The sequence below is a fragment of the Neobacillus sp. 204 genome (assembly GCF_046562815.1).
In the GTDB taxonomy this organism is placed as follows: Bacteria; Bacillota; Bacilli; order Bacillales; family Cytobacillaceae; genus Neobacillus.
Genome location: NZ_JBJORY010000019.1, coordinates 19,116 through 40,141, shown reverse-complemented (window position 1 = coordinate 40,141; position 21,026 = coordinate 19,116). Strand labels below are relative to the sequence as shown.

General features: G+C 39.8%; 18 protein-coding genes and 1 pseudogene. 2 read left to right on the top strand and 17 right to left on the bottom strand.

Annotation, left to right across the window (positions count from 1 at the left end):
- Nucleotides 1-651: 651 nt before the first annotated feature.
- From ACJ004_RS26545 to ACJ004_RS26525, 5 genes are all read right to left on the bottom strand, one after another.
- A complete protein-coding gene (locus tag ACJ004_RS26545) occupies nucleotides 652-2,556 on the bottom strand; it encodes an FtsX-like permease family protein (RefSeq protein ID WP_410896107.1) in 1,905 nt (634 codons plus the stop codon).
- The gene (locus ACJ004_RS26540) at nucleotides 2,531-3,301 is read right to left on the bottom strand and encodes an ABC transporter ATP-binding protein (RefSeq protein WP_410896106.1); all 771 of its coding nucleotides are present in this window, start codon (nucleotides 3,299-3,301) and stop codon (nucleotides 2,531-2,533) included. The genes ACJ004_RS26545 and ACJ004_RS26540 overlap by 26 nt, the downstream gene beginning before the upstream one ends.
- Nucleotides 3,302-3,504: 203 nt before the next feature.
- Nucleotides 3,505-4,476, bottom strand: coding sequence for an ATP-binding protein (locus ACJ004_RS26535; RefSeq protein ID WP_410896105.1), 972 nt, complete (start codon nucleotides 4,474-4,476; stop codon nucleotides 3,505-3,507).
- On the bottom strand, nucleotides 4,473-5,174 hold the full coding sequence (locus tag ACJ004_RS26530; RefSeq protein WP_410896104.1) for a response regulator transcription factor: 702 nt from the start codon (nucleotides 5,172-5,174) through the stop codon (nucleotides 4,473-4,475). Before ACJ004_RS26530 ends, ACJ004_RS26535 begins: the two co-directional genes overlap by 4 nt.
- A gap of 163 nt (nucleotides 5,175-5,337) precedes the next feature.
- A complete protein-coding gene (locus ACJ004_RS26525) occupies nucleotides 5,338-6,300 on the bottom strand; it encodes a helix-turn-helix transcriptional regulator (protein WP_410896103.1) in 963 nt (320 codons plus the stop codon).
- A gap of 109 nt (nucleotides 6,301-6,409) precedes the next feature.
- Here ACJ004_RS26525 and ACJ004_RS26520 point away from each other — a divergent pair, with 109 nt between their 5' ends.
- Together ACJ004_RS26520 and ACJ004_RS26515 are read left to right on the top strand one after the other, a co-directional pair.
- Complete coding sequence (locus ACJ004_RS26520; protein WP_410896132.1) at nucleotides 6,410-6,889, top strand: GyrI-like domain-containing protein; 480 nt, start codon at nucleotides 6,410-6,412, stop codon at nucleotides 6,887-6,889.
- A gap of 19 nt (nucleotides 6,890-6,908) precedes the next feature.
- The gene (locus tag ACJ004_RS26515) at nucleotides 6,909-7,376 is read left to right on the top strand and encodes a phage tail protein (protein WP_410896102.1); all 468 of its coding nucleotides are present in this window, start codon (nucleotides 6,909-6,911) and stop codon (nucleotides 7,374-7,376) included.
- Between the two features lie 74 nt (nucleotides 7,377-7,450).
- Here ACJ004_RS26515 and ACJ004_RS26510 read toward each other — a convergent pair.
- The 12 genes and pseudogenes from ACJ004_RS26510 to ACJ004_RS26455 all read right to left on the bottom strand — a co-directional run bounded on the left by ACJ004_RS26510 (nucleotide 7,451) and on the right by ACJ004_RS26455 (nucleotide 20,955).
- Nucleotides 7,451-10,498, bottom strand: a pseudogene (locus tag ACJ004_RS26510) (efflux RND transporter permease subunit).
- Nucleotides 10,499-10,660: 162 nt separating this feature from the next.
- Nucleotides 10,661-11,497 carry a sensor histidine kinase gene (locus tag ACJ004_RS26505; protein WP_410896101.1) on the bottom strand — a complete coding sequence of 279 codons (837 nt, stop codon included), beginning with the start codon at nucleotides 11,495-11,497 and terminating at the stop codon, nucleotides 10,661-10,663.
- An 83-nt stretch (nucleotides 11,498-11,580) separates the two neighbouring features.
- Nucleotides 11,581-12,330: an ABC transporter permease gene (locus tag ACJ004_RS26500; RefSeq protein WP_410896100.1), complete on the bottom strand. Its 750-nt coding sequence runs from the start codon at nucleotides 12,328-12,330 to the stop codon at nucleotides 11,581-11,583.
- Entirely contained in the window at nucleotides 12,323-13,246 is a 924-nt protein-coding gene (locus ACJ004_RS26495; RefSeq protein WP_410896099.1) for an ABC transporter ATP-binding protein, read from the bottom strand. Before ACJ004_RS26495 ends, ACJ004_RS26500 begins: the two co-directional genes overlap by 8 nt.
- Before the next feature lie 81 nt (nucleotides 13,247-13,327).
- Nucleotides 13,328-14,017, bottom strand: a complete 690-nt coding sequence (locus ACJ004_RS26490) for a response regulator transcription factor (protein WP_410896098.1) — start codon at nucleotides 14,015-14,017, stop codon at nucleotides 13,328-13,330.
- A 128-nt stretch (nucleotides 14,018-14,145) separates the two neighbouring features.
- Complete coding sequence (locus tag ACJ004_RS26485; protein WP_410896097.1) at nucleotides 14,146-14,784, bottom strand: hypothetical protein; 639 nt, start codon at nucleotides 14,782-14,784, stop codon at nucleotides 14,146-14,148.
- 12 nt (nucleotides 14,785-14,796) lie between these two features.
- On the bottom strand, nucleotides 14,797-15,195 hold the full coding sequence (locus ACJ004_RS26480) for a permease prefix domain 1-containing protein (RefSeq protein WP_410896096.1): 399 nt from the start codon (nucleotides 15,193-15,195) through the stop codon (nucleotides 14,797-14,799).
- Entirely contained in the window at nucleotides 15,192-15,521 is a 330-nt protein-coding gene (locus ACJ004_RS26475) for a PadR family transcriptional regulator (RefSeq protein WP_410896095.1), read from the bottom strand. The genes ACJ004_RS26480 and ACJ004_RS26475 overlap by 4 nt, the downstream gene beginning before the upstream one ends.
- Nucleotides 15,522-15,899: 378 nt before the next feature.
- Nucleotides 15,900-16,820: a class I SAM-dependent methyltransferase gene (locus tag ACJ004_RS26470; RefSeq protein WP_410896094.1), complete on the bottom strand. Its 921-nt coding sequence runs from the start codon at nucleotides 16,818-16,820 to the stop codon at nucleotides 15,900-15,902.
- Nucleotides 16,821-17,190: 370 nt separating this feature from the next.
- Complete coding sequence (locus ACJ004_RS26465; protein WP_410896093.1) at nucleotides 17,191-18,345, bottom strand: mannitol-1-phosphate 5-dehydrogenase; 1,155 nt, start codon at nucleotides 18,343-18,345, stop codon at nucleotides 17,191-17,193.
- 1 nt (nucleotide 18,346) lies between these two features.
- Nucleotides 18,347-18,784, bottom strand: coding sequence for a PTS mannitol transporter subunit IIA (locus ACJ004_RS26460; protein ID WP_410896092.1), 438 nt, complete (start codon nucleotides 18,782-18,784; stop codon nucleotides 18,347-18,349).
- A gap of 2 nt (nucleotides 18,785-18,786) precedes the next feature.
- Entirely contained in the window at nucleotides 18,787-20,955 is a 2,169-nt protein-coding gene (locus ACJ004_RS26455; protein WP_410896091.1) for a BglG family transcription antiterminator, read from the bottom strand.
- Between the last annotated feature and the right edge of the window lie 71 nt (nucleotides 20,956-21,026).

Below are 21,026 nucleotides of genomic sequence, written 5' to 3'. Positions count from 1 at the left end.
GACTATTTTCCCTACAAATTCGTTACTAACCAAACGTTTGATTAAAACCGGTTTCAGCCCTTTTATATTAAGGGCTTTTATCAGTTATCAGGTGAAAAGTTTGTTGGTAATTGGGACAACGAAGTCTCCTAAGTACCATCTTTCTTTTTCATTTTACATCCTTCGACCTGCTTCAAACTAATCAAACGTTTAATTAAATCGGCTAAATTCCCTTCTACAATCCAGCCTTTACTCAAAAATCCTATAAAAAAATTGTTGAATTTACACTCTTCAAAAAAACTAACCAAACGTTTGATTAGTTTGTGTGGGGACCATATAGATAAAGGGTTTCAGCCCTATATTGTGAAATGTATTTGTCGACTCAGTTGTATTTTTCCTCTATAAAAAAGTAGAAACAAGTCAAATTTAGGAGTATTGTAGCTAAACTCCCCTGCTTCGACACGATTCCCGAACATTCCTTACTAACCAAACGTTTGATTAGTAAGGGGATAAACCCTTTTAATAAAAGGATTTTTTCCCGGGAAATGGAGAAAAGAATGTCGAAATCCGCTCAACCTATGAAAAACCGGGCAAAAAACCGCCCGGTCCTTTTTATACTTTCTTATTTTTCAAAAAGAACCATCTGAAGCATAAATTCAGATGGGCTTTTTACTAGATTAATGATTTTTTTAAGTTCCGCAAGTAACGATAACGGATGAAAAAGAAATAAATACATTGGGCCAGAAAGAAACCAGCCAAAACGATGATCATGTCTTTGGCGATGGATAATTCGTAAAAACTTTGCAGGGCCATAAAGGCAAATCCACTATGCACAAAGGCCACGACAATCGGAACGAAGAAAAGCAAGGCAAGCTGTTGCGTAACAATCTTATTCAATTCTTGTTCTGTTAAGCCAACCTTTGTGATCGTTAAATACTGACGGCGGTCATATTCCAGATCAGCATAAAGCCGGAAGTATAAAAAGCTTCCTGCAGCTATAAAGAATACAGCCCCAATGAGTAAGGCCACGAACAGCATCATTTTATACATACCTATTTGTAATTCTAATAAAGTTCCGCTGACAGTCATCGAGTAGGGAATATGTTCTAACGACATGGTGGAACCATTTTTTACTAGACTCTCTGCCATCCCTGCTGTTTTTTTAAGTTCCTTTGTGTAAAAACCTGTAAATATTTCTGTATTAACTGGGGTAAGCCTGTCAAACATTTGATCACTGACAACAACACCCTGACTATGAATCAATTGAACCGGAAAGACAGCGTTTTTAGTTGCTTGGTCATGATAAAGTTTTATCTGATCCTGTTTTAAGATATAGGTTATTTCTTCCGAGTTACTAAAAGTCGATGTGCGCATATCTAGTGTTTCATTTCCTGCAAGAGGAGTTTCATTAAATTCAAAGCCGGCCGCTTCGGCAATCTTTTTATAACTGGTGAAAGAAACTACCGGTATTTTTTCCTGTGCATAAGCATCCGTGGAAGAAGCAACTGCAACGTATTTAATTGGGACCTGATTGGTCGTATACTTGATTTTCTTCTGCTTTAATTCCGCTTTGATTTGCTGTAAATTTTGCTGGTGAACCGGTTGGCCATCTTTGGCTAGATAACTGATTTCTGCTGGAAATTGTACGTCGATTTGTTTATTCATCACATTCATAGAGGCAAGCGAGCCTACTGCGCAAAATGCCACTGTAGAAACAATCGTTACCATGAAAAACATCCGAGCATTATCCTTCAAGCGGTAGGTTAGACTAGAAATTGTAATCAGATTCGTTTTTTTCCAAAACAAGAAGCGATTTTTTTGAAGCATTTTCGTAATCCACACCGATAGCTGGGTGTAGAAAAAGTAGGTTCCTATAATCGTCATGCCAATTACAGGCAGTATTAGGAAAATTAACGTCTGCATGGTTGCTGTCGCTGCTAAATAATAACTGGCGATCAATAAAATTGCCGAGAGAAATGATAAGAAAACTGATACTTTGGGTTCTTTTTTCGGCTTTTCCCCCGCTTGAAATAAATCAATTAATTTATTTACCCGGACTAGGATGGTCGTAAATAACGAAATACTAAAGAAAAGGATTAAAAAGGCACCAACGGTTAGCATGAGCGCTTTTGCGGATAAATAAAATGGCAACGGCGGAATCCCTATCATCTTTGAGCCAATCATTAAGAATAGTTTCCCAGTGATCATTCCCGCTCCAATCCCAGTGATAATGGCTCCCAGCCCAATCATCATATTTTCTAAAAACACCATACTATTTAATTGTTTTTTCGTCATGCCATGCATCAGTAAAATCCCAAATTCACGTTTCCTTGATTTTAGAAATGTGCTGACAGAGTATAGTACAAATAGGAAGGAAAACACGTACATTATCACTTCTGCGGCGGTCATTAATTCAGCTGCTAGCGCCGAAGTGACACCCTTTTTTATATCAGGATGGAAGATATACAGGGCATAAATAAAAAAGATCATGACTGAAAAGGCGCTGCTAAAAAAATAAGCGGAGTAGGTCCGTTTATTGCGGACTACATTTCTATAAACGAACTGTGGAAAGGTCACGGCTGTCCCCTCCTAACAAGGCAAGCATATCAATAATCTTTTGGAAAAACGCCTGGCGGTTATCGCCGCGGTAGATTTCGTTATAGAGTTGTCCATCCTTAATAAAAATAACCCTGTGACAATAGCTGGCAGCAACAGCATCATGGGTAACCATTAATGCTGTAGCCCCATCTTCCTTGTTGATCGCTGTCAGTGTTTCCATGACATCCTTGGCTGATTTTGAATCCAAGTTACCAGTTGGCTCATCCGCCAAAATAAGGGCGGGGTTGTGAATAATGGCACGGGCGATTGCTGTTCGCTGCATTTGTCCTCCAGAAATTTCATAGGTGCGTTTTTTCAGGATTTGGTCAATCCCTAGTTTTTTTGCGACCTGATTGAGCTTCTGATCCATTTCCTTCACACTTTCGCCATCAAGGGTGAGCGGCAGAACGATATTTTCTTCCACGGTTAAGGTATCCAGTAAATTAAAATGTTGGAAAACAAACCCAAGCTGATGGCGTCGAAATAACGCGGTATCTTTCCTATTTAACACATGAGGATTTTTCCCGTTAATTGTAATTTCACCAGCTGTGGGTCTGTCGATTGTGGCAACTAAGTTTAAAAGGGTGGTCTTTCCACTTCCAGACGGCCCCATAATTCCGACGAATTCGCCTTTATCAATTGTAAAATTTATATTTTCAATTGCTTTATGAGCAACTCTACCTTCATAAATCTTCTCTAAATGTCTCACTTCTAAAATCGACATCAACTTCACTCCCTGTCACATTTGTACCCATATTGTACCTAGAAACTCACACCCCCTGCCATGTCACAAACTTACAACTAGCTTACACAATTGTAAGGTTAGGTTAGTCAAGTGAATGAGGGAGTGATCCCGAGTGTCCGCCACGGGAGGACAAAACAAGAAAGTGTCCACGAACGGTGCCTGACACCTGCTAATGACACCTGCTAGAACACGATGCGTACGGTGGTGCCTTGGTTGATGATGGATTCGATTTCGAGGTGATGACCGAGTTTTTCGCAGATTTGCTTGACTAGATGGAGGCCCATTCCGGTGGATTCTTGAAAGTTTCGGCCATTTTCACCTGTGAAGTAAGGATCAAAAACACGAGGTAGATCGCTTGGAGGAATCCCGACACCTTCATCACGAATTTCTAAAACGGTGTTAATACCACGTGTAAAGCCCTTGAAATAAATTTTTCGATTTTCCTCGACTGTATAACGAATCGCATTTGTCATCACCTGCGTAATCACAAAGGATAACCATTTTTCATCTGATGCCACGCTTAAATCCCCGTCCATTTGTATCAATGGAAACACCTTCTTACGGATAAATAATCGTTTTTGACTTGAAGTGACAGAGCGGACAACGGTTTGCAAATCAAGGGTTTCCACATAAAAATCGCGTTCAAAGGTATCTAAACGCGCTGTGTATAGAACCATGTCCAAGCCCTTTTTCAACCGATCCAATTCATCACCAATCGCATGGAATCGGGGGTCATCCTCATCCTGGACGATTAAATGAATAACAGACAATGGAGTCTTCATTTGATGCACCCATTGATTAATAAACTGAATATGTCCCTCCAGCTTGTACTTATAATTATGCAGGTCTGTTTTATAATGGCGGAATTGGCTTTTCAGAAGCTGTTGCAAGCTTTCTGCCAGTGGGCTTTTCTGGACAATGGATGTAAAACCCTCCATTGAGGTTAAAGGTTCTTCCAAACGCTGGTAGAACGATCGATTCGTAATGTACCGAAAAAAGAGGTACCCCCCCAGAAGACAGCCACTTAGGAAGGCCGCATAAAGACTTATCTTTAAATGATGATAACCATCCAGCCAATAAATAACCGTAATGACAACCAACTGAAGGATATAAAAGAAAATGAGGGCAAACTGTTCCCGAAAAAAAAGCTTCATGGCTTTTGCCCCCAGTTTGGAACAAGCCGATACCCTTGACCGCGAATCGTTTGAAGGGCATCCAGGATATTTAATGCAGCTAATTTTTTCCGAACACGAGTGACATAGACATTCAGTGTATTATCATCCACAAAGGCTTGATCATCCCATATTTTCTCTAATAATCGATCGCGGCTGACGACTTTCTCTGCTTTTTTCATAAGCTCATCTAATATTTTCGCTTCGGTATGACTCAGATCAATTTCCTGTTCGTGTAATGCAAGACTCAAACGTTCCACATCCAAGGTCAGTCCTTCCACCGAAGTAGTCCGCTCGTTTTGTAAACTAGCATAAGAGCCATACGCTCTTCGCAGTTGACTATTAATTTTCGCTGTGACAATTTCATAGTCAAATGGTTTCGTGATATAATCATCCGCCCCATTTTCAAGCGCCATCACTTGGTCCATTTTCCCTTCCCGAGCCGAGATAAATAGAATCGGACAGGTAGAAATGCTGCGAATTTGCCGGCACCAATAATAGCCATCAAATTTAGGCAAGTTCACATCTAGTAGGACGAGGTGTGGTTCATAGTGCTCAAATTCTGCTCGGACCGTCTCAAAATTTTCAATAGACTTTGTATCATAGCCAAATTTATGTAAATGCTCTTTCAGCAAGCTAACTAGTTGTTTATCATCTTCAATAATAAATAGTTTAAACATGGTCATTCCCCCTATCGTACTACTGATTGTATCAAAAAGAAGGGAAGCATTGGAAATGAGGATATTCATTTAGATATTATGATCAATGGCAAAAATTCCTGTGACCAAAAGATTTTTGTGATGCGGACCGGAAAGGTGCGCTTATATTTATAATTCGTGCCTATTATGGGCAAAATAAGGATAATCTCTTTTGTAAAACTTCTAAGACTACTTCAGGCACTTCCCTGACCTTGATATCCCCACCTAGGAAAAGCAGCCAATTGGTTATTTCGGACAATTCTTCGGGCTTTTTAACATTGATAAAAGTCTTTAGAATGGCTGTGGTTTGGTAAGGATTCGTATAGGAAATTGAAACTTTTAAAGGGTGGTATTTTTTGAACTGGGCAATCGCTTTTGGACCAAGCTCAAGGACAAGGTTGATTTCTTCTTCCTGCTTCCTTAGTTTTTCTAAAATCTTTTTCTTACTTAACCTTTTTTTCGTCGGGTAAGGCTCGACATTGGTGAGATGATCAACCAGAAAAATCTGCTTCTTTTCTTCGATTAAGTCAAAACCTTCAATCAGCCAAAAGCTTTTTTCACGATAAAGGTGCAAGAGATAAATTGGATAAGACTTTATTACCTTCTCTTCTTGGATGGTCATTAATAAATAGCGATCCAAAAGAAGGCTTTGGATGAGTTTTTCTAACATGGGATGGGGGAGGTCTGACAGATCAAGTAAGTCCGGATTATGGGGGTTGGTCCCTTCAAAAAGCAAGATCTGATTTAACAGAACAAGGTCATCTTGCTGATTTTCCGAGAGGAGGCCTATTAATTTTTCAGCTAAAGACTGACGACTCTTTAGATAGGGGAGTTGTTGATTTCTTGTGGCCATAAAGGCAATAAAAAGAGCTTTGACCTCATTATCGGTAAAGCGAACAACGGGCAGGACAGAGTTATGCATGACAAAATAGCCCCCATCCCTTCCAACTTCAGCGACAAGCGGCATCCCCATGGCCTCAATTTCTCTGATATCTCTAATAGCTGTCGAACGAGAGATGTTAAATTCTTGCATGATTTCAGAAATTGTAAAGTGGTTGCGGTTGTTGATATACCGCATGATGATATTAATCCGTTCAACTTTTTTCATCAGGACTCCTAAACAGTATCATTTTTTGACACGATTTAAGGCTATGATATATCTATCAAGTGAAGAAAACAAGTCATTTGAAAATTATAAAAAGAGGATGGTTTTGAAAATGGCAGATTATACTCTAAAAGAAAAAGACAGTTTTACCGTTTTAGGTTTGGGAACTGAGCTTAAGAGCGATTACACAGACTATGCAGGCATAAACAAGGAAAAGTCTGACTTTTGGCAGGCCGTCAGCCAAGACGGAAGGCTTGACACTTTAAAGACAAAAGCCATAAATGACTACGTTTTTGCCGTGAACGAAGCGGTGAATAACAAGATGATGCATTATGCTGGCGTCATGACAGAGGCATCGGCATCTGAAGGAGATAGAATTATCCAATTTCCTAAGGGGGAATACCTAGTTGTGAAAGGCGAAGGGAAGACGGCTGATGAATTGCATAATACGCTTGCCGGTATTGCCTTTGGTCAAGTCTTGTCAGAAGCAACGAATTTTGCCTATGTTGGCGGGCCAAATGCAACGGTTGAGATGGGGCAGCGAAACGGCTTAGTTTTTGGTGAAATGTGGATTCCTGTTGTTAGGAAATAAAGAGATAGGAGGGATGGAAATGTCCTATATCGTTGATTTTAAAAATGTGTCTACGGTTGGTTTAGAGTCTTCGCCTGTAGTAGAAGCGCTTGCTGGTTTACGTGCGAACGAAGCCCGTTACTTTATGAACAAATACAAGCATGAATTTACGGTTGTACCAGCTAGCGAGTCCTGCGAGACCCTTGATTATGTGAACCGAATTTTGAAAGAAGAACGTGATATTGAGTTTGCGGCCAAACCTTTAGAAACATCGCGTTTTCAAGTGGAAAATATTAAAATGGCCTACGTCTTTTATGAGGATGGCCTTGAGGTCAACGTCATGTATACAATTGATGACCCTAAGCCGAAGCGGGCTGTTGGTTTTAAGCTTTCTGATGGGATGGAGGTACCAAAAGAGTTAGAAGGGAAATTTAAGTTTGCTAGGCAGAAGTCTAAACTAGCTGGAACAATTCGTGGTTCGTATTTTGTAATTAAAGGAGAATATTAAAGTAAACAAAAGCGCAGCCATTTAAAAGAACATGACGTATGTCAATTCATACGTCATGTTCTTTTGCCATTTATTTATTCGATCGAATGATTCAGACGCTCTTTTTTACTTTGTTTAAAGAAGAATAACTCGTAAAGAACAGGAATTAACACTAGTGTCAACAGCGTCGATGAAGTTAAACCACCAATAACGGTAAGCGCCAGACCTTTTGAGATAAACGTGCCTGAAGAGGTGGTAAAGGCCAGTGGCAGTAGAGCGGCAATCGTTGCGACAGCGGTCATTAAAATAGGTCGTAAACGCGTTTTTCCTGCTTCTATCAATGCCGCACGAACAGTTAATTCTTGTTGATCTCTGTTTCTTGTAATCCGATCAATCAAGACAATCGCATTCGTCACGACAATTCCAATCAGCATCAAGAAGCCGATCATCACACTCATCGATAAGGGCTCTCCCGCAATAAATAGTGCTGTGAATGAGCCAATTGGTACAAAGATCAGCGATGACAGGATCAGAACAGGAATACGCGCTTTCCCAAAGGTAATCAACATAATCAGATAGACTAAGCCGATGGCTGCCGTCATGGCAATTCCCATCTGTTGAAATTCAGCAGCGGTTTCTTCACTTCCGCCCCCGCTTTCAAATGAAATACCGTTCGGTAAATCAATATCCGTTTTGACCCCTTCCGTTACTTTTGTTGTGACGGCACTGATGTCATTCCCTTTGACTTGGGCACTAACCCGGGCAAAGATCTTTCCATCAAGTTTTTGAATCGAAGTGAAACTGTCGATTTCCTTAATCGTCGCAATGTCCGTTAATTTTACTGGACCTTTTGGACTAAAGACCTGTAATTCTTGAAGATCGTTCGCAGTAATCGCTTTGTCATACGATAATTGGACCGTTTTCAGGTCATTATTTAACGTAAGATCCCCTACTTTCACAGGAGTCGTTTGATCAGCAATCATTCCGAGGACCTGCATACCCGCAATCCCGTACTCTGCTGCTTTTTGCGAATTAATTTCTACTAAAAACTGTTTTTGTTTATCCGTAATATTATTTTTGACATCTTTTAAATCTTTGTTTTTCTTCATATATTCTTCCACGTTTTTAGCCGTTGCTTGCAAATCTTCAAGATTTGTCGAATATAAATCAATCATAATATTATTATTGGTTGGCGGACCTGCTGCTGAGAATTCCTGAACAGTAAACAAGCCTTGGTTTGATTCCTTTTCCATCGTAGCGGCCATCTCTTTTCGAAGGTCACGTAAAAACTTGTTCACTTCTGTACCTTCCGCTAACGTGAGGAAATAACTTGCTTTATTTTCCGCTTTTAGACCCGTATACATATCACGGCTTCCGACTGCAGCTGTAATGTCTTTGATTTCTTTTTTCGCACGGAACATTTCTTCCATTTTGAATGAGACTTCATTTGTTTTTTCCATCGAGGTGGATGCAGGCATTTCAATCGTCGCCGTTAATGTCTTTTGCGTCTCATTTGGCATAAATACAAAACCTAAACCGGGAACTAGCATGACTGACCCTGCTAACAATAAAACCGAAATAACAATCGCGATCGCCTTATGATTTAAGGAGCGCTCAATTAATTTGGCATAGGTTCTTTGTAAAAAGCCTTCCTTTTCTTCCCTTGGAACCTTGGCAAAGGAATACTTGGCTAAGATAGGGACGAGCGTGACCGAGACAAGCAGTGAAGCGATTAAGGCAAAGGTAACCGTTAAGGCAAATGGCAGGAAGAATCCACCCGTATCTCCTTCAACGAATCCTAATGGCAAGAAAACAACGATCGTTGTTAAGGTAGACGATACAATGGCCTTGGTAATTTCCTTCGTTGAATCAATAATAAGCTCATTCGAGAGCTTCGCTTCACCAGATTTACGGGCACGCCTGAAAATATTTTCAATCACGACAATACTATCATCGACGACTCGACCGACGGCCACAGCCATTCCACCTAAGGTCATCATGTTTAGCGAAATGTCCATTTACTTTAAGAAGATCGATGAAAATAATAATGATAACGGGATCGAGATAATCGCAATAAATGTCGCGCGAATGTTACGTAAAAATAACAGTACGGCAAGTGAGGCAAAGATTGCTCCCATCAGTCCTTCGCGCACTAACGTTTGGACAGAGTCCTTCACTGACGCAGCTGAGTCAAAGCTTATATGGTAATTTAGTTTGTGATCGTGTTTAGCTAATTCATTGATCACTTTATCTGAGACCTCAACGGTATTCGCATCTTGTTTCTTTGTTATAACAAGTGATAGTGCATCTTTTAGATTGTAACGCGTCTTTTCTGCTTGAATCGTGACTTCTTCTACTTTGGCAATTTCCTTTAATAGTATCGGACTCGCCTTTCCTTGTGGGCCCAGGGCTTCTTGTTGTAATGGGAGGTTTTCTAGTTCTTTGATCGTTTTTAGCTTTTCTTCTACGCGAATTGGTATTTTCAGATCATCTGCCTGAACTTGGCCAGCAGGGAAGGAAAAATACTTCTGTTTAATTTGGTTATTGATACTGCTAATGGTTAGCCCGCTTTTTAAAGCCTTCGCTTGATCGACAGTAATTTGTACCAGTTGCTCAACTTGTCCGCCGACCGCGACCGTTTGTACTCCATCAATCTTCTTAAGTGCAGGAACAACTTCCTTTTCCATGTACTCGTTAAGATCAGTTTTCCCTTTCGCAAACACAGAAATATCGTAAATCGGGATCATGCTGAGCGAGAAACGTTTCACTTCAGTCTTAACGTTCTCTGTAAGATGAGCATCCTCAATCGATTTACTGACCTGCTGCTCCATTTTGTCTAAATCCGTATCAGTCGGAAAATTCAAGGTGAAGATGGCCATACTTTCATAGGAGGAGCTTTCCATTTTCTTGATGCCTTGGATGGTTTTGAACTGCTCCTCCAACTTGGCGGTGACATTTTCATTTACATCGTCAGGTGAGGCACCAGGATAGATGGCTTCAACCGTTAAAACAGGATCTTCAATGTCCGGAAGCATATCCATTTTTAACTGAGAAAATGAATAGAGGCCCCCGGTAATTAATAAGAAGGTAATGATAAAAATAGCGGCAACGTTTTTCAAACTAAACTTAATTAAAAAATTCATACTCTCTTCCTTTCCCCTTTTGTCTCGTATACTGTCTATTTTAGAGATGGATCACCGTTCCTGAATTAGGCTAGGGGTGTGTCTTTTCCTAAGGCTTGAGACTTACGAGTATTGGGGCTTGACATGAGAAACCCCTTAAGCAAGTAGCCTAAGGGGTCGTTTTTATACCTTCCATTCACATGTCATTACTAATTGTTGGTCCATTAGTTGGGCGGTCAAGTTCCCATCCATTTTTTTCATTAGACTTTTCGCAATCGATAAACCCAACCCCGTGCCTTTCCCTGTTCTCGTTTGGTCGGCTTTATAAAAGCGGTCGAACAGGAGTAAAACATCCGCCTCTGTTAATTGTTGCACTGGATTACTGATTACTAATTCAATCGTGGATGGCTTTTTCTGCAGACAGATGGTGACATGGCCGCGCGAATGTTTCACGGCATTACCAAGTAAATTTTCAAGGACACGCTTGAGTGCCGAAGCATCTGCCTTTATAGTCATTTCTTCTTCAGGGAGCGTCACAATTGGCTCAATGCCTCGTTGGTGAAAGGCTTCATAAAACCCAACCAATACGTCCAACAGCAAATGAGTTAGTTTGATGGTTTCCATTTTTAATGGATAATCAGCGGATTCGATAATCGATAACTCAAAAAAGTCCTCTAATAGTACCTTTAAACGCAGTGCCCCATTTTTGACAATGGCCGTATACTCATTTCTTTGCTCTGATGATACATCGGCTGATTCGAGCAGCTGAATATACCCAAGAATAGAGGTCATCGGTGTCCGAATATCATGTGAGATATTGGCAACCGCCTGCTTTAGCTCATTTTCCGTCCGGCGTTTTTCTGCACGCGCGAGCATCATGAAAGCAACTTGGTCGTTAATAGACTTAGCCAGCTGTTCTAGATCTTTTTCAAAAAAGGCCAAATCGAGCTTCTTTTCGGTCTGACGGGAATTCACCTCGTTAAGCTGTCTGGTAATGTGTTTGATTTCTTTTTTTATCAAAAAAAGCCGAGTGAGCAAAAATAATGCTATTACAATTGAAATAATGGTGATCAAGAGCATGCTGCTCACCCGCTTTTCCTAAATTATTTTATTTCTTTTTTCTTAAAAATAAGGCTCCCAATCACGCCAAACACGATAAACGTAACAATTGGTACGAGCACTAAGGTAAACACTTCACCGCCATCCATCGAATGGATGTTGACAATGTCGAGGAGAAGCTTGAACACAGAATAGTTAAATATCGGCTCAAAGAATGAGATCTTATTACTTAAGATATAAAGGATACTATCAAACAGTAAGAAAAACAGAAGCAAAAACCCAATTGTCCTCCCACTATCCGTAAAGATCGTCGAAAAAATAGCCATGATCGAGGCAAATGCAGCGGCATAAAGCGCGATGCAACCAACCGTCTCGAGATAATAACTTAGCTCTGGCAGGTGTGAAAACCCAAAATAAAGTGCACTTGCCCCTGTCAACACAAGCGGCAGGATTAACGAGATCACAATTGCGCCGATCGCGTACACAATTAATTTTGCAAAATAAATCCGGATTCTACTATTGCCGGAAGCAACCATGCTTTTCATAGTACCGATGGAGAATTCACTAGAAATAAAGAAGCCTGCTAAAATACATGGGACTAACTTTACTATATAGTTATTTCCGCCAATAATGTTGTACATATAAAACTCTTCCACGTTCACCAGCGTTGGACCATCATCCACTACCATTAACAAAGGATACAAAACAGAGACAGCGATCAAGAGCCATGTCAGTGTCCTGAACGAACGATCCTTCCGCAACTTAAATAATTCTGACTTGATGACATTACCCATGCTGAATGCCCCCGATCTGATTCATAAAATAGCCTTCCAGTTCTTCACCCATCGGCATAAATTGTTCGATGACCAGACCATGCTTTGTTAAGGCTGTCGAAACCTTCCCCGGAGCATCTAAATAGGCGAATAGCTTAATTACACCATCTGGCATGACCTCAAAATCCGTTGTCGAGAGATCCGTTTCTATAACAGTGGCTGCTTTATTAGGATTATCCACTTTAATATGCAAAAATTGCTGACACTTCTCATTGAGTTCCTGTGCTGTTAATTGCTCCAATAATACTCCTTTATGAATAATCCCATAATGGGTAGCTAATAAATGGAGCTCACTCAAAATATGACTGGATATCAGGATGGTAATCCCATATTCACGATTGAGTTTCTTTAAAAGTTCACGGATTTCGACAACCCCCATTGGATCTAGACCATTGATCGGCTCATCTAAAATTAAAAATTCTGGATCCCCTAATAGGGCGATAGCAAGCCCAAGCCGTTGCTTCATTCCTAAGGAAAAGTTTTTTGCTTTCTTTTTGCCCGTTTCCTGTAGGCCAACTAATTCTAGCAGTTTTCCAACACAGTCCTTCCCTGGAATCCCTTTAAGAAGTCGATGTGCTTCCAAATTCTCGGCAGCGGTCATCTGGGGATATAACGCCGGGCCCTCGATCATCGTCCCTATCCGCTTTCTTGCCTCGACAAGCTCTGCTTCGGTTGTTTTTCCAAATAATTCGACTGTACCCGCAGTTGGAAACGCCAATCCTGACACGATCCGAATCAATGTAGATTTACCGGCCCCATTTTGCCCAATAAAGCCATAGATAGCCCCTTTTTGAATTGTAAGATTAACTTTGTTTAAGGCCAGTTGCTGTTTATATGTCTTGGATAGTTGATTTGTTTTTAATACATTTTCATTCATCCACATGTACCTCCCTTATGCGATAACTGTAGTATAGGTCGTAATACATAAGAAAGGCTTAAATGAATCCTTAAGAAAACCTTAAGTTTTTAAGCGGTAGCCCATTCCCCAGATAGTTTCAATGTATTCCTCATCGGGATTAGCCTTAGCAAGCTTGCTTCTGAGATTACTCATATGGACATTAATCGTGTTATCGTCCCCACGATAGTCTTCCTCCCAAACACTTTCAAACACATTTGCCTTTGTAAAAACCTTTTTCGGAGCTGACAGGAGGAGGACCAAAATTGCATATTCACGTGCCGTTACTGGTAACTCCTGTCCATTTACCAAGACCTTTTTCGCCTCTGTATCGACGGAGAGATCCTTATGTGTTAATTCTTTGGGCTGTGATGGTGCCCATGTCCGACGTGACCTTCTGAGATGAGAATCAATTCGAGCTGACACCTCATCTATATCAAAGGGCTTTGTGATGTAGTCATCGGCCCCTGCTCTGAGTGCCTCTATTTTCGTTTGCTGCTCGAGCTTTGCTGAGATAACAATGACAGGAATAGGATTTTTTTCACTGATTTTCGCGAGAATCTCCTCCCCCGTTAATCCTGGAAGCATTAAATCCAGTAACACCATATCCCACTGAGAGGCTTCTAAGTAAATCATCGCTTCCGTGCCAGAATAGGCTGCCTGCGCATTGTAGCCGCTTTTTCTAATAATATTGCATAATAATTGATTAATATCATTATCATCTTCCACCACTAAAATATTAATTCGCTTCATACCCACTTCACCTTTTTATTCGCCATTTTTATATCTATAGGATAAGCTTGTTCTTTCTTTTACACAAATAAAGTGTCAGGCACCACAAAAAGACAAATGTCTTTTTGTGGTGCCTGACACTAAATGGATTATTCTATAAATCTTCGTTTATAGACGTAATAATACATGCTGAGCGGCCACCAGAGGACACAAAAGATTGGATAGACGGCCCAGATGGTGTCGGGGCTTGAAACGGCATTAACTCCTATAAAAAAGATGGCGATCAATAGGCTTGCCTGGATCGAGAAGGCAAAATAGGTCTTTTTCTTTGCATGGTAAATGGACAGCGGCCACCATAATACAGCAAAGGCCGGAAAGATCACCCATGGATACTGTGGTGATAAAAGCACATTAAGGACAGCATAATAGAGGATGATGCTGGTGCTTCCGATCAAGGCAACGTTCAAAGTCAAAGCGCGCTTTTCTAAGTAGGTAAGAATCGGCCACCAAAAGATGGGATAAAACGCATAAAGTGACCATGGATTCCGTGGTGAATGAAGGAAGTTTTCGACCGTCAAAAAGGCAATAATCAGCACACAATAGGACAAAGCAAGTTGTTTGTGTTTCCCTTGTTTCGCAAAATACACGCCAATGGGCCACAGCAAAAGAACAAAGGTTGGATAAATAAACCACGGGTAGTGACTGCTGGTTAAATAATTCACTAGGATAATAAAGACAATCGTCATGACACTGCCCGCTATCGCAAAGCCTGGATCAATTCTTTTCATTGGAACCCCTCCTTACTTTGAACGCAGCCAATTGAAATACATCGCTAACGGCCACCATAATACAGCAAAAGTCGGATAGACAAACCAGATCGTCTGAGGTGAATAAGCAACATTAATAAAAATAAATAGAGCGATGATGAGAATACTCCCCCAGATGGAGAAGCCCAGATTTAATTTGGAATTATTCTTTTTCACTGGCTGCTTTACGCCCAGTTCCTTTTTTAAATCGTCAATATCACCAAAATCCACGATGGCTTTATTGATTGCATCCTCCTCTTCCTTACCTTGTTGGATTAGGTCAAATACCTTTTCCTCAAGGTTTTCCAAAACCTCTTGTTTAATCGCCTGTTTTTGCTCACTGTCTGGAACTTCTTTAAATAATTCATCTACATGATTTTTTAACTTCTTCACTTTAATCCCTCCATAAATAAATCAATTACTTCTTTCGTTTCTATCCATTCTTCAATCATTTCTTTTAAATAGGCCTTTCCAAGCGAGGTGATTCTGTAATACTTCCTTTTCCCTCCCTGGGAAACACTTCCCATATACGATTCAATTAATTCCTTTTTCTCAAGCCGCTGAAAAACAGCATATAATGTTGCCTCTTTTATCTGGAATCGATTGTCTGTGCGTAAGCTGATTTCTTTCGATATTTCATAACCGTACCTGTCTTGTTCAAAAATCAGGCGTAAGATTATCGAATCCAAATGACCTCGAATGATATCGCTTCTAATCATTTTTTCACTTCCTTGCATGCTAATTGTTCTATCTGATAGAGTAATCTTACTCGAAATTACTCTATCTGTCAAAGTAATATTTCGAAAAAAGAAAAAATGGACTGCTTCGGGCATTAGTCGACCCGACTAATTATTGAAATGTTCTCCAATAAAACGAAAAACAAGCCAATTTCCGATTTGGAGATTGGCTTGTTTTGATAACATGAATCATTTATTTAAACTGGCATTATTACCGACTGGAAAGCGAATAAGTTCTATTTAAAAAGATTCTCATTTTGTAAAATCAAAATTATTATCTTTTTCATTCTTCTAATAACTAATCAATCGTTTAATTATAATGGCCAAAAGCCTGATTTGACGGTATTCTTATCCTTGACCCTATTTATGAACAACTAAATGTGCGAAATGAAAATGAGGAAAAGCACGCAAGTCATCATCCCTATCTGTGAAGTACGTGTCGTTAATATTGGCTGGAGCAAGATTCTCGAACACAAGCATATTGTAATCCTGCAGCTCACGGTCCAGTTCAAACGGATCGAAACCCGTAATAATGGGCTCACCGGTTTGCGCGGTTATTTGTCTCATTTGTGTCATCTTTTTAGAGGCTTTTTGTTCTTGAAAAGCAGTATCGTCGAGGTAATCAAAAACAAACGAGCTGCCGTTCATAGCTATATTCGAAATAGTCGTGAGCAATTTATAAAAATCCCCCTTATCTAAGTACATCACGACTCCCAACAGACTAAAATAGCTATATTGACTGTTATCATACCCATGTTTGATTAACTCATCACCCAAGGAATCATCGCTAAAGTCTACAGATACAAACTGAATGTTTTTAGGAATACCGATCCCTATTTCTTCGAGACGCATCCTTTTAAAGGCTTGGGTTGCAGGGTGGTCCACTTCATAGATGATAAAGTCATCAGGAAGATGGTCCGGTTGCCTCCAAGCAAAGGTATCGAACCCAGCGCCTAACACTACATATTGTCTCACACCTCTGTCAATTGCAGCCAACAGGCCATTTTCTGCATAGCGGGCCCGGCTAACCAATTGGGGAACCGTTTGATTGTTCATCACCCATGCCAATTTTTCATCAACAGTCAAAATGGATTGATCCTTGTCGGGATCAAAGAAAGCGATGGAATTGGCCCAATTGCTGGAGATTAATTGTTTTTCCTCTTCCTTTAAAAGTGAACTAGCAATATAGTCGTTAAAAATAGGATGTCGGCTACAAGCAGCATGGTATCCTCGGGCAAAACAACTAACTAAAGCTGTTAAACTTCCTTTTTGATTTTCCAAACAATCTCCCCCTCAATAAAAAAACTCCCAGTAAATATTTACTAGGAGTCTATTGTATGGGGTTTATTTAAATTAGTCAATAAAAATAATATTATATCATTTTTACTTAAAAATGTCAACAATTATTTACCTGTATATAAAAATATTTCTCTAATGGGAAAAATCCCACTTTTTTAAAGCTTCATCTCATTTAATCAAACGTTTGATTAGTTTCTCTAACCTGGCTCAAGTCCCCTTTACTTATTTTATTAGTTTGTCCTCCCCTTCACTTCGTAGTTGCACTTATGCCTGATAGGAAAGTTATTCTTTCCTATTAGCTAAATAAAAAATGAGCTTGTTCCCATGCGGTAATGGTAACAAGCTCATTTTTTTATTTGCTTTTCAATTGGTTATATTGCTCCACAATCCCCTTGAACAAAGGAGAGGTCTCAGCTAACTGAGTATACTTAGTAATCGCAGTTTCTAGACCTTGTTCCTGAATCGTTGCCTGTACTTGAACGGCTTCTTCATCTGTTGGAACATCGTATAATAAGGCAGCGGCAATCCCCTTCAAGAGATAGCTTGGCTGCTCGCCAATGACCTCCACATATTGACGTGCTGGGCTCACGAGACGATCATTAGGACCTAGCTTCCGAATCGGGGAGCGCCCTACGCGAGTTACTTCATCCACTATATAGGAATTGGAAAACCGACCGATAATCTTTTGAATGTATTTATTGTGTTCAGCTTTATCGAAACCATATTTTTTTACTAGGAATGCTCCGCTTTCTTTCAGCGACCCTTCTACTAAACCACGAATTTCCTCGTTTTCCATCGCACTATTAATCGTTTCCATCCCAAAATAATAGCCGAAATACGCTGCAAGGGCGTGGCCTGTATTAACGGTAAATAATTTCCGTTCAATATACGGTACTAGTTCTTGAACATACGTGACGCCCTGAACCGGTGGCTTTTCTCCGACAATTTTCGGCTCTTCCACGACCCACTCATAAAATGGTTCAACTTTCACCATCAATTTATCTTCATTGACTTGATTCGGGACAATCCGGTCCACGGCTGAATCCGGGAAGCCAAAACGCTGCTCGAATTGTGCGGCTTCTTCGGCCGTTATTTTTTCAAAAATCTTCTCTTTTAATAGGGATGTTCCGCCAATCATATTTTCACAGGCAATCAAATTGAGTGGTCGATTGGTTTGTTCCACACGTTTACGCAAACCATCCGCGATAATACCAGCAATAAACGGAAGAATATTAGGGCCAATCGCTGTCGTTACAAGATCTGCTTCTGCAATCGCTGCAATGACCTGTTCTGGATTTTTCGCACTGTTGATTGCTCTTACATTTTTAATCGTAACCTCTTGTTGCGAAGGCTCCGCAAGAACGACACGATATTCCTTCTTTTCATTTAATAGGTCTACGATCACTTCATTTACGTCGACAAAACATGTTTCATAGCCTGAATGATACAATAGATTTCCGATAAAACCGCGGCCGATATTACCTGCCCCAAAATGAACGGCTAACATATTAGTTCACCTCTTCAAAAATTGATAAAATCTCTTCAGCGGATTTTGCAGCAACTAGTTTTTCGATATTTTCTTCTTCCGAGCAAACAATTGCTATACTTGATAGAATATCTAGATGTTCATTGTCTTTACCGGCTATGCCGATTAACAGCTTGACGATATTTCCATTTCCAAAGTCAACACCTTGAGGAACCTGAATGAAAGAAATACCTGATTCCTTCACAAAAGACTTCGAATCTTCGGTACCATGCGGGATTGCAACAAAATTCCCCATATACGTAGAAGTTAGTTCTTCTCTTTTAAGCATTTTTTCAATATAGTCTACATCTACATAGCCTTTGTCCACAAGAATACTTCCTGTTAACCTTATTGCTTCTTCCTTCGACCCTACTGATGCGTTTAATAGAATATTTTCTTTTGCTAAGATTGCTTTTGACATATTTAAACACTCCTCATATTGGTTAATTTTTCGGTAAAAAATTGATCAAATCTTGTTGTTAGGTAGGCACGTATTTCTTCCTGATGATCCGATTGAAACAAGGAAATACTTTCTTCACTTTCAATTAACAACGAGCTAAGGTAACTCAGAACTTCTAATGAGCTCTCGGATGTTTCCTGGGGGGATAACATTAATAAAATTGACTTTATTTCCATTTCCTTTTGATCCATCCCTACCACCTCAATCGGTTTTTGAGTCCTATAGATTGTGAAGGTTGGTGTCATTACATGGGGGGACCGCGCATGGAATAAAGCCATTGATGTATCTGGAATACCTAAACCCCCGATTTTTTCTCTTTCGATGATTGCCTCAACAACCGCTTCAATATGATTAATCTTTTGATTAGCAAATAATTCTTTACTAGCTCGTTTGATTATTCCAGCAGCCGTTTCGTTATCATTTATTTTTGTTAATTCAAATCCTTCCAAAATCGCCGCGATAGTCTGGGCATACCCCTGAATGCTATGCATCTCTTCAATAAGCACATTTGCATTTTTCTTACTGACCTTATCCATTAAGGGAATTGGAAATTTCTGTTCTGATCCATTGATAATGATCTGTTCATTAATAAAAGAGCGGATCTTCTCGATTTCATCTTTATTTAAGATCGGACTTACTAAGATATAATCCAAATGATAATCAGGAATCGGAATTGTTGAAATAATTAATTGATAATTATCCCTTTTCATTTTCTTGAATTCCATAACCGAAACATTTTGAATTTGCTTAAGCTCCGGAAACTCTTGATGCAATCTCGTAGCCAGCATTTTCGAGGTACCAATGCCACTTGAACAAATAACCAATGTGTTCAACTGAACGAGATCCTTGTTCGCTAAAATGGCCGCACCAAAGTGCATGACGAGATAACCAATCTCCTCGTCAGGAACATAAAATTCATGAAATACTTGTTCAACCGCTTGTTTGACGGAAGAAAATAACTCCGCATAATCCCGCTGAATTTTATCTAATAGAGGATTACTTATCCCCATCTTTTGTTTGATTCGATAGAGGGCAGGTTTCAAATGCACAACCAAGCCTTCAAATAGCGATCGATTACTTGTTAGGTCTAATCCTACTCGTTTCCCAACCATTTCAATTAAATTCCTTGATTTAATGGCAACCTGTAGACTAGAATCCTCAATTAAATATTCATTATCATGTCTCAGCTTCGCACCTTTTAAGTGCATAGTAATATACGCCACTTCGGCCTCTGGAATGATTATTTGAAACACTTGCTCCAGTTGAGATACAATGTTTTCAGCAAATTTATATTCTTTGGAGGATTGTTGATTCTCCAGATAAGACTGGTTTATCTTAATCCCTTCACCTTTTTGAATTCGTTCAACCGCCAAGGCCAAATGAACGACCAAACCGATATAGGCACTATCAGCCATATTAAAAGGCAAATCCTGAATTGTTGATTCAACAATTTTTTCAACGGTCAGCAGCTTTTTCTTTTCTACCAGTCCTAGCAGCCTTTCAGAAATCGTATTGATTTGCTGATTTGACCGCTTTTGAATATTTTCTCTTGCCAGTGAAAGGATTTCTGACTCATCGATATACTCAGTAATCAGGTTACTCATCGCTCTTCTTTTCGCACCTTCGTGGCCTTCGATCTCTACCCCGTACCCTCTTCTTCGAATCAGTGCTAATCCAAACGTTTGTAACCGTTCTTCTAATTTCGTTAAATCTGCACTTACTGTAGCGATGGTCACATTTAAATCATTGGCCAGACCTAAAAGCTTTACCGGTCCATTCGATTCCAATAATGCACACAAAATTATCGTTTGTCTTTCATCTGGTGTATATTCTGTATGAAAAAGATTAAATAAAAATAGTTCAAGCTCGCCTATTTTATCCTTGCTTCCAGTAATTTGAACGCCCACACCTGACTTTTTGTGTAAGGAAAGGTCATATTCTTTTAATATATCTTCTATATTCTTTAAATCCCGATGAACAGTCCTGCCGCTCACCCCAATTTGATCTGCGAGGTCTTTCACGGTCATCTCGTCTGTTTCAGTTAACAAGATTTCAAGTATTTGTCTTTCTCTTGCGGAAATATACATGATCTCACTCCGTGTAAAGTATTTTAAGCCTCGTCCCCCAATCATAGGTTGTTGCCAAAATTAAAGATCCATACTTACAATCTAATTTTAATCCCACTTTAACCTTTAAACAACAA

What these genes read in the sequence shown, in the direction of transcription:
- ACJ004_RS26485 (WP_410896097.1), bottom strand. Translation starts at nt 14,784, where the DNA reads ATGAAAAGAATTGATCCAGGCTTTGCGATAGCGGGCAGTGTCATGACG.
- ACJ004_RS26475 (WP_410896095.1), bottom strand. Translation starts at nt 15,521, where the DNA reads ATGATTAGAAGCGATATCATTCGAGGTCATTTGGATTCGATAATCTTA.
- ACJ004_RS26540 (WP_410896106.1), bottom strand. Translation starts at nt 3,301, where the DNA reads ATGTCGATTTTAGAAGTGAGACATTTAGAGAAGATTTATGAAGGTAGA.
- ACJ004_RS26465 (WP_410896093.1), bottom strand. Translation starts at nt 18,345, where the DNA reads ATGTTAGCCGTTCATTTTGGGGCAGGTAATATCGGCCGCGGTTTTATC.
- ACJ004_RS26520 (WP_410896132.1), top strand. Translation starts at nt 6,410, where the DNA reads ATGGCAGATTATACTCTAAAAGAAAAAGACAGTTTTACCGTTTTAGGT.
- ACJ004_RS26455 (WP_410896091.1), bottom strand. Translation starts at nt 20,955, where the DNA reads ATGATTGGGGGACGAGGCTTAAAATACTTTACACGGAGTGAGATCATG.
- ACJ004_RS26525 (WP_410896103.1), bottom strand. Translation starts at nt 6,300, where the DNA reads ATGAAAAAAGTTGAACGGATTAATATCATCATGCGGTATATCAACAAC.
- ACJ004_RS26460 (WP_410896092.1), bottom strand. Translation starts at nt 18,784, where the DNA reads ATGTCAAAAGCAATCTTAGCAAAAGAAAATATTCTATTAAACGCATCA.
- ACJ004_RS26535 (WP_410896105.1), bottom strand. Translation starts at nt 4,476, where the DNA reads ATGAAGCTTTTTTTTCGGGAACAGTTTGCCCTCATTTTCTTTTATATC.
- ACJ004_RS26490 (WP_410896098.1), bottom strand. Translation starts at nt 14,017, where the DNA reads ATGAAGCGAATTAATATTTTAGTGGTGGAAGATGATAATGATATTAAT.
- ACJ004_RS26500 (WP_410896100.1), bottom strand. Translation starts at nt 12,330, where the DNA reads ATGGGTAATGTCATCAAGTCAGAATTATTTAAGTTGCGGAAGGATCGT.
- ACJ004_RS26530 (WP_410896104.1), bottom strand. Translation starts at nt 5,174, where the DNA reads ATGTTTAAACTATTTATTATTGAAGATGATAAACAACTAGTTAGCTTG.
- ACJ004_RS26515 (WP_410896102.1), top strand. Translation starts at nt 6,909, where the DNA reads ATGTCCTATATCGTTGATTTTAAAAATGTGTCTACGGTTGGTTTAGAG.
- ACJ004_RS26495 (WP_410896099.1), bottom strand. Translation starts at nt 13,246, where the DNA reads ATGAATGAAAATGTATTAAAAACAAATCAACTATCCAAGACATATAAA.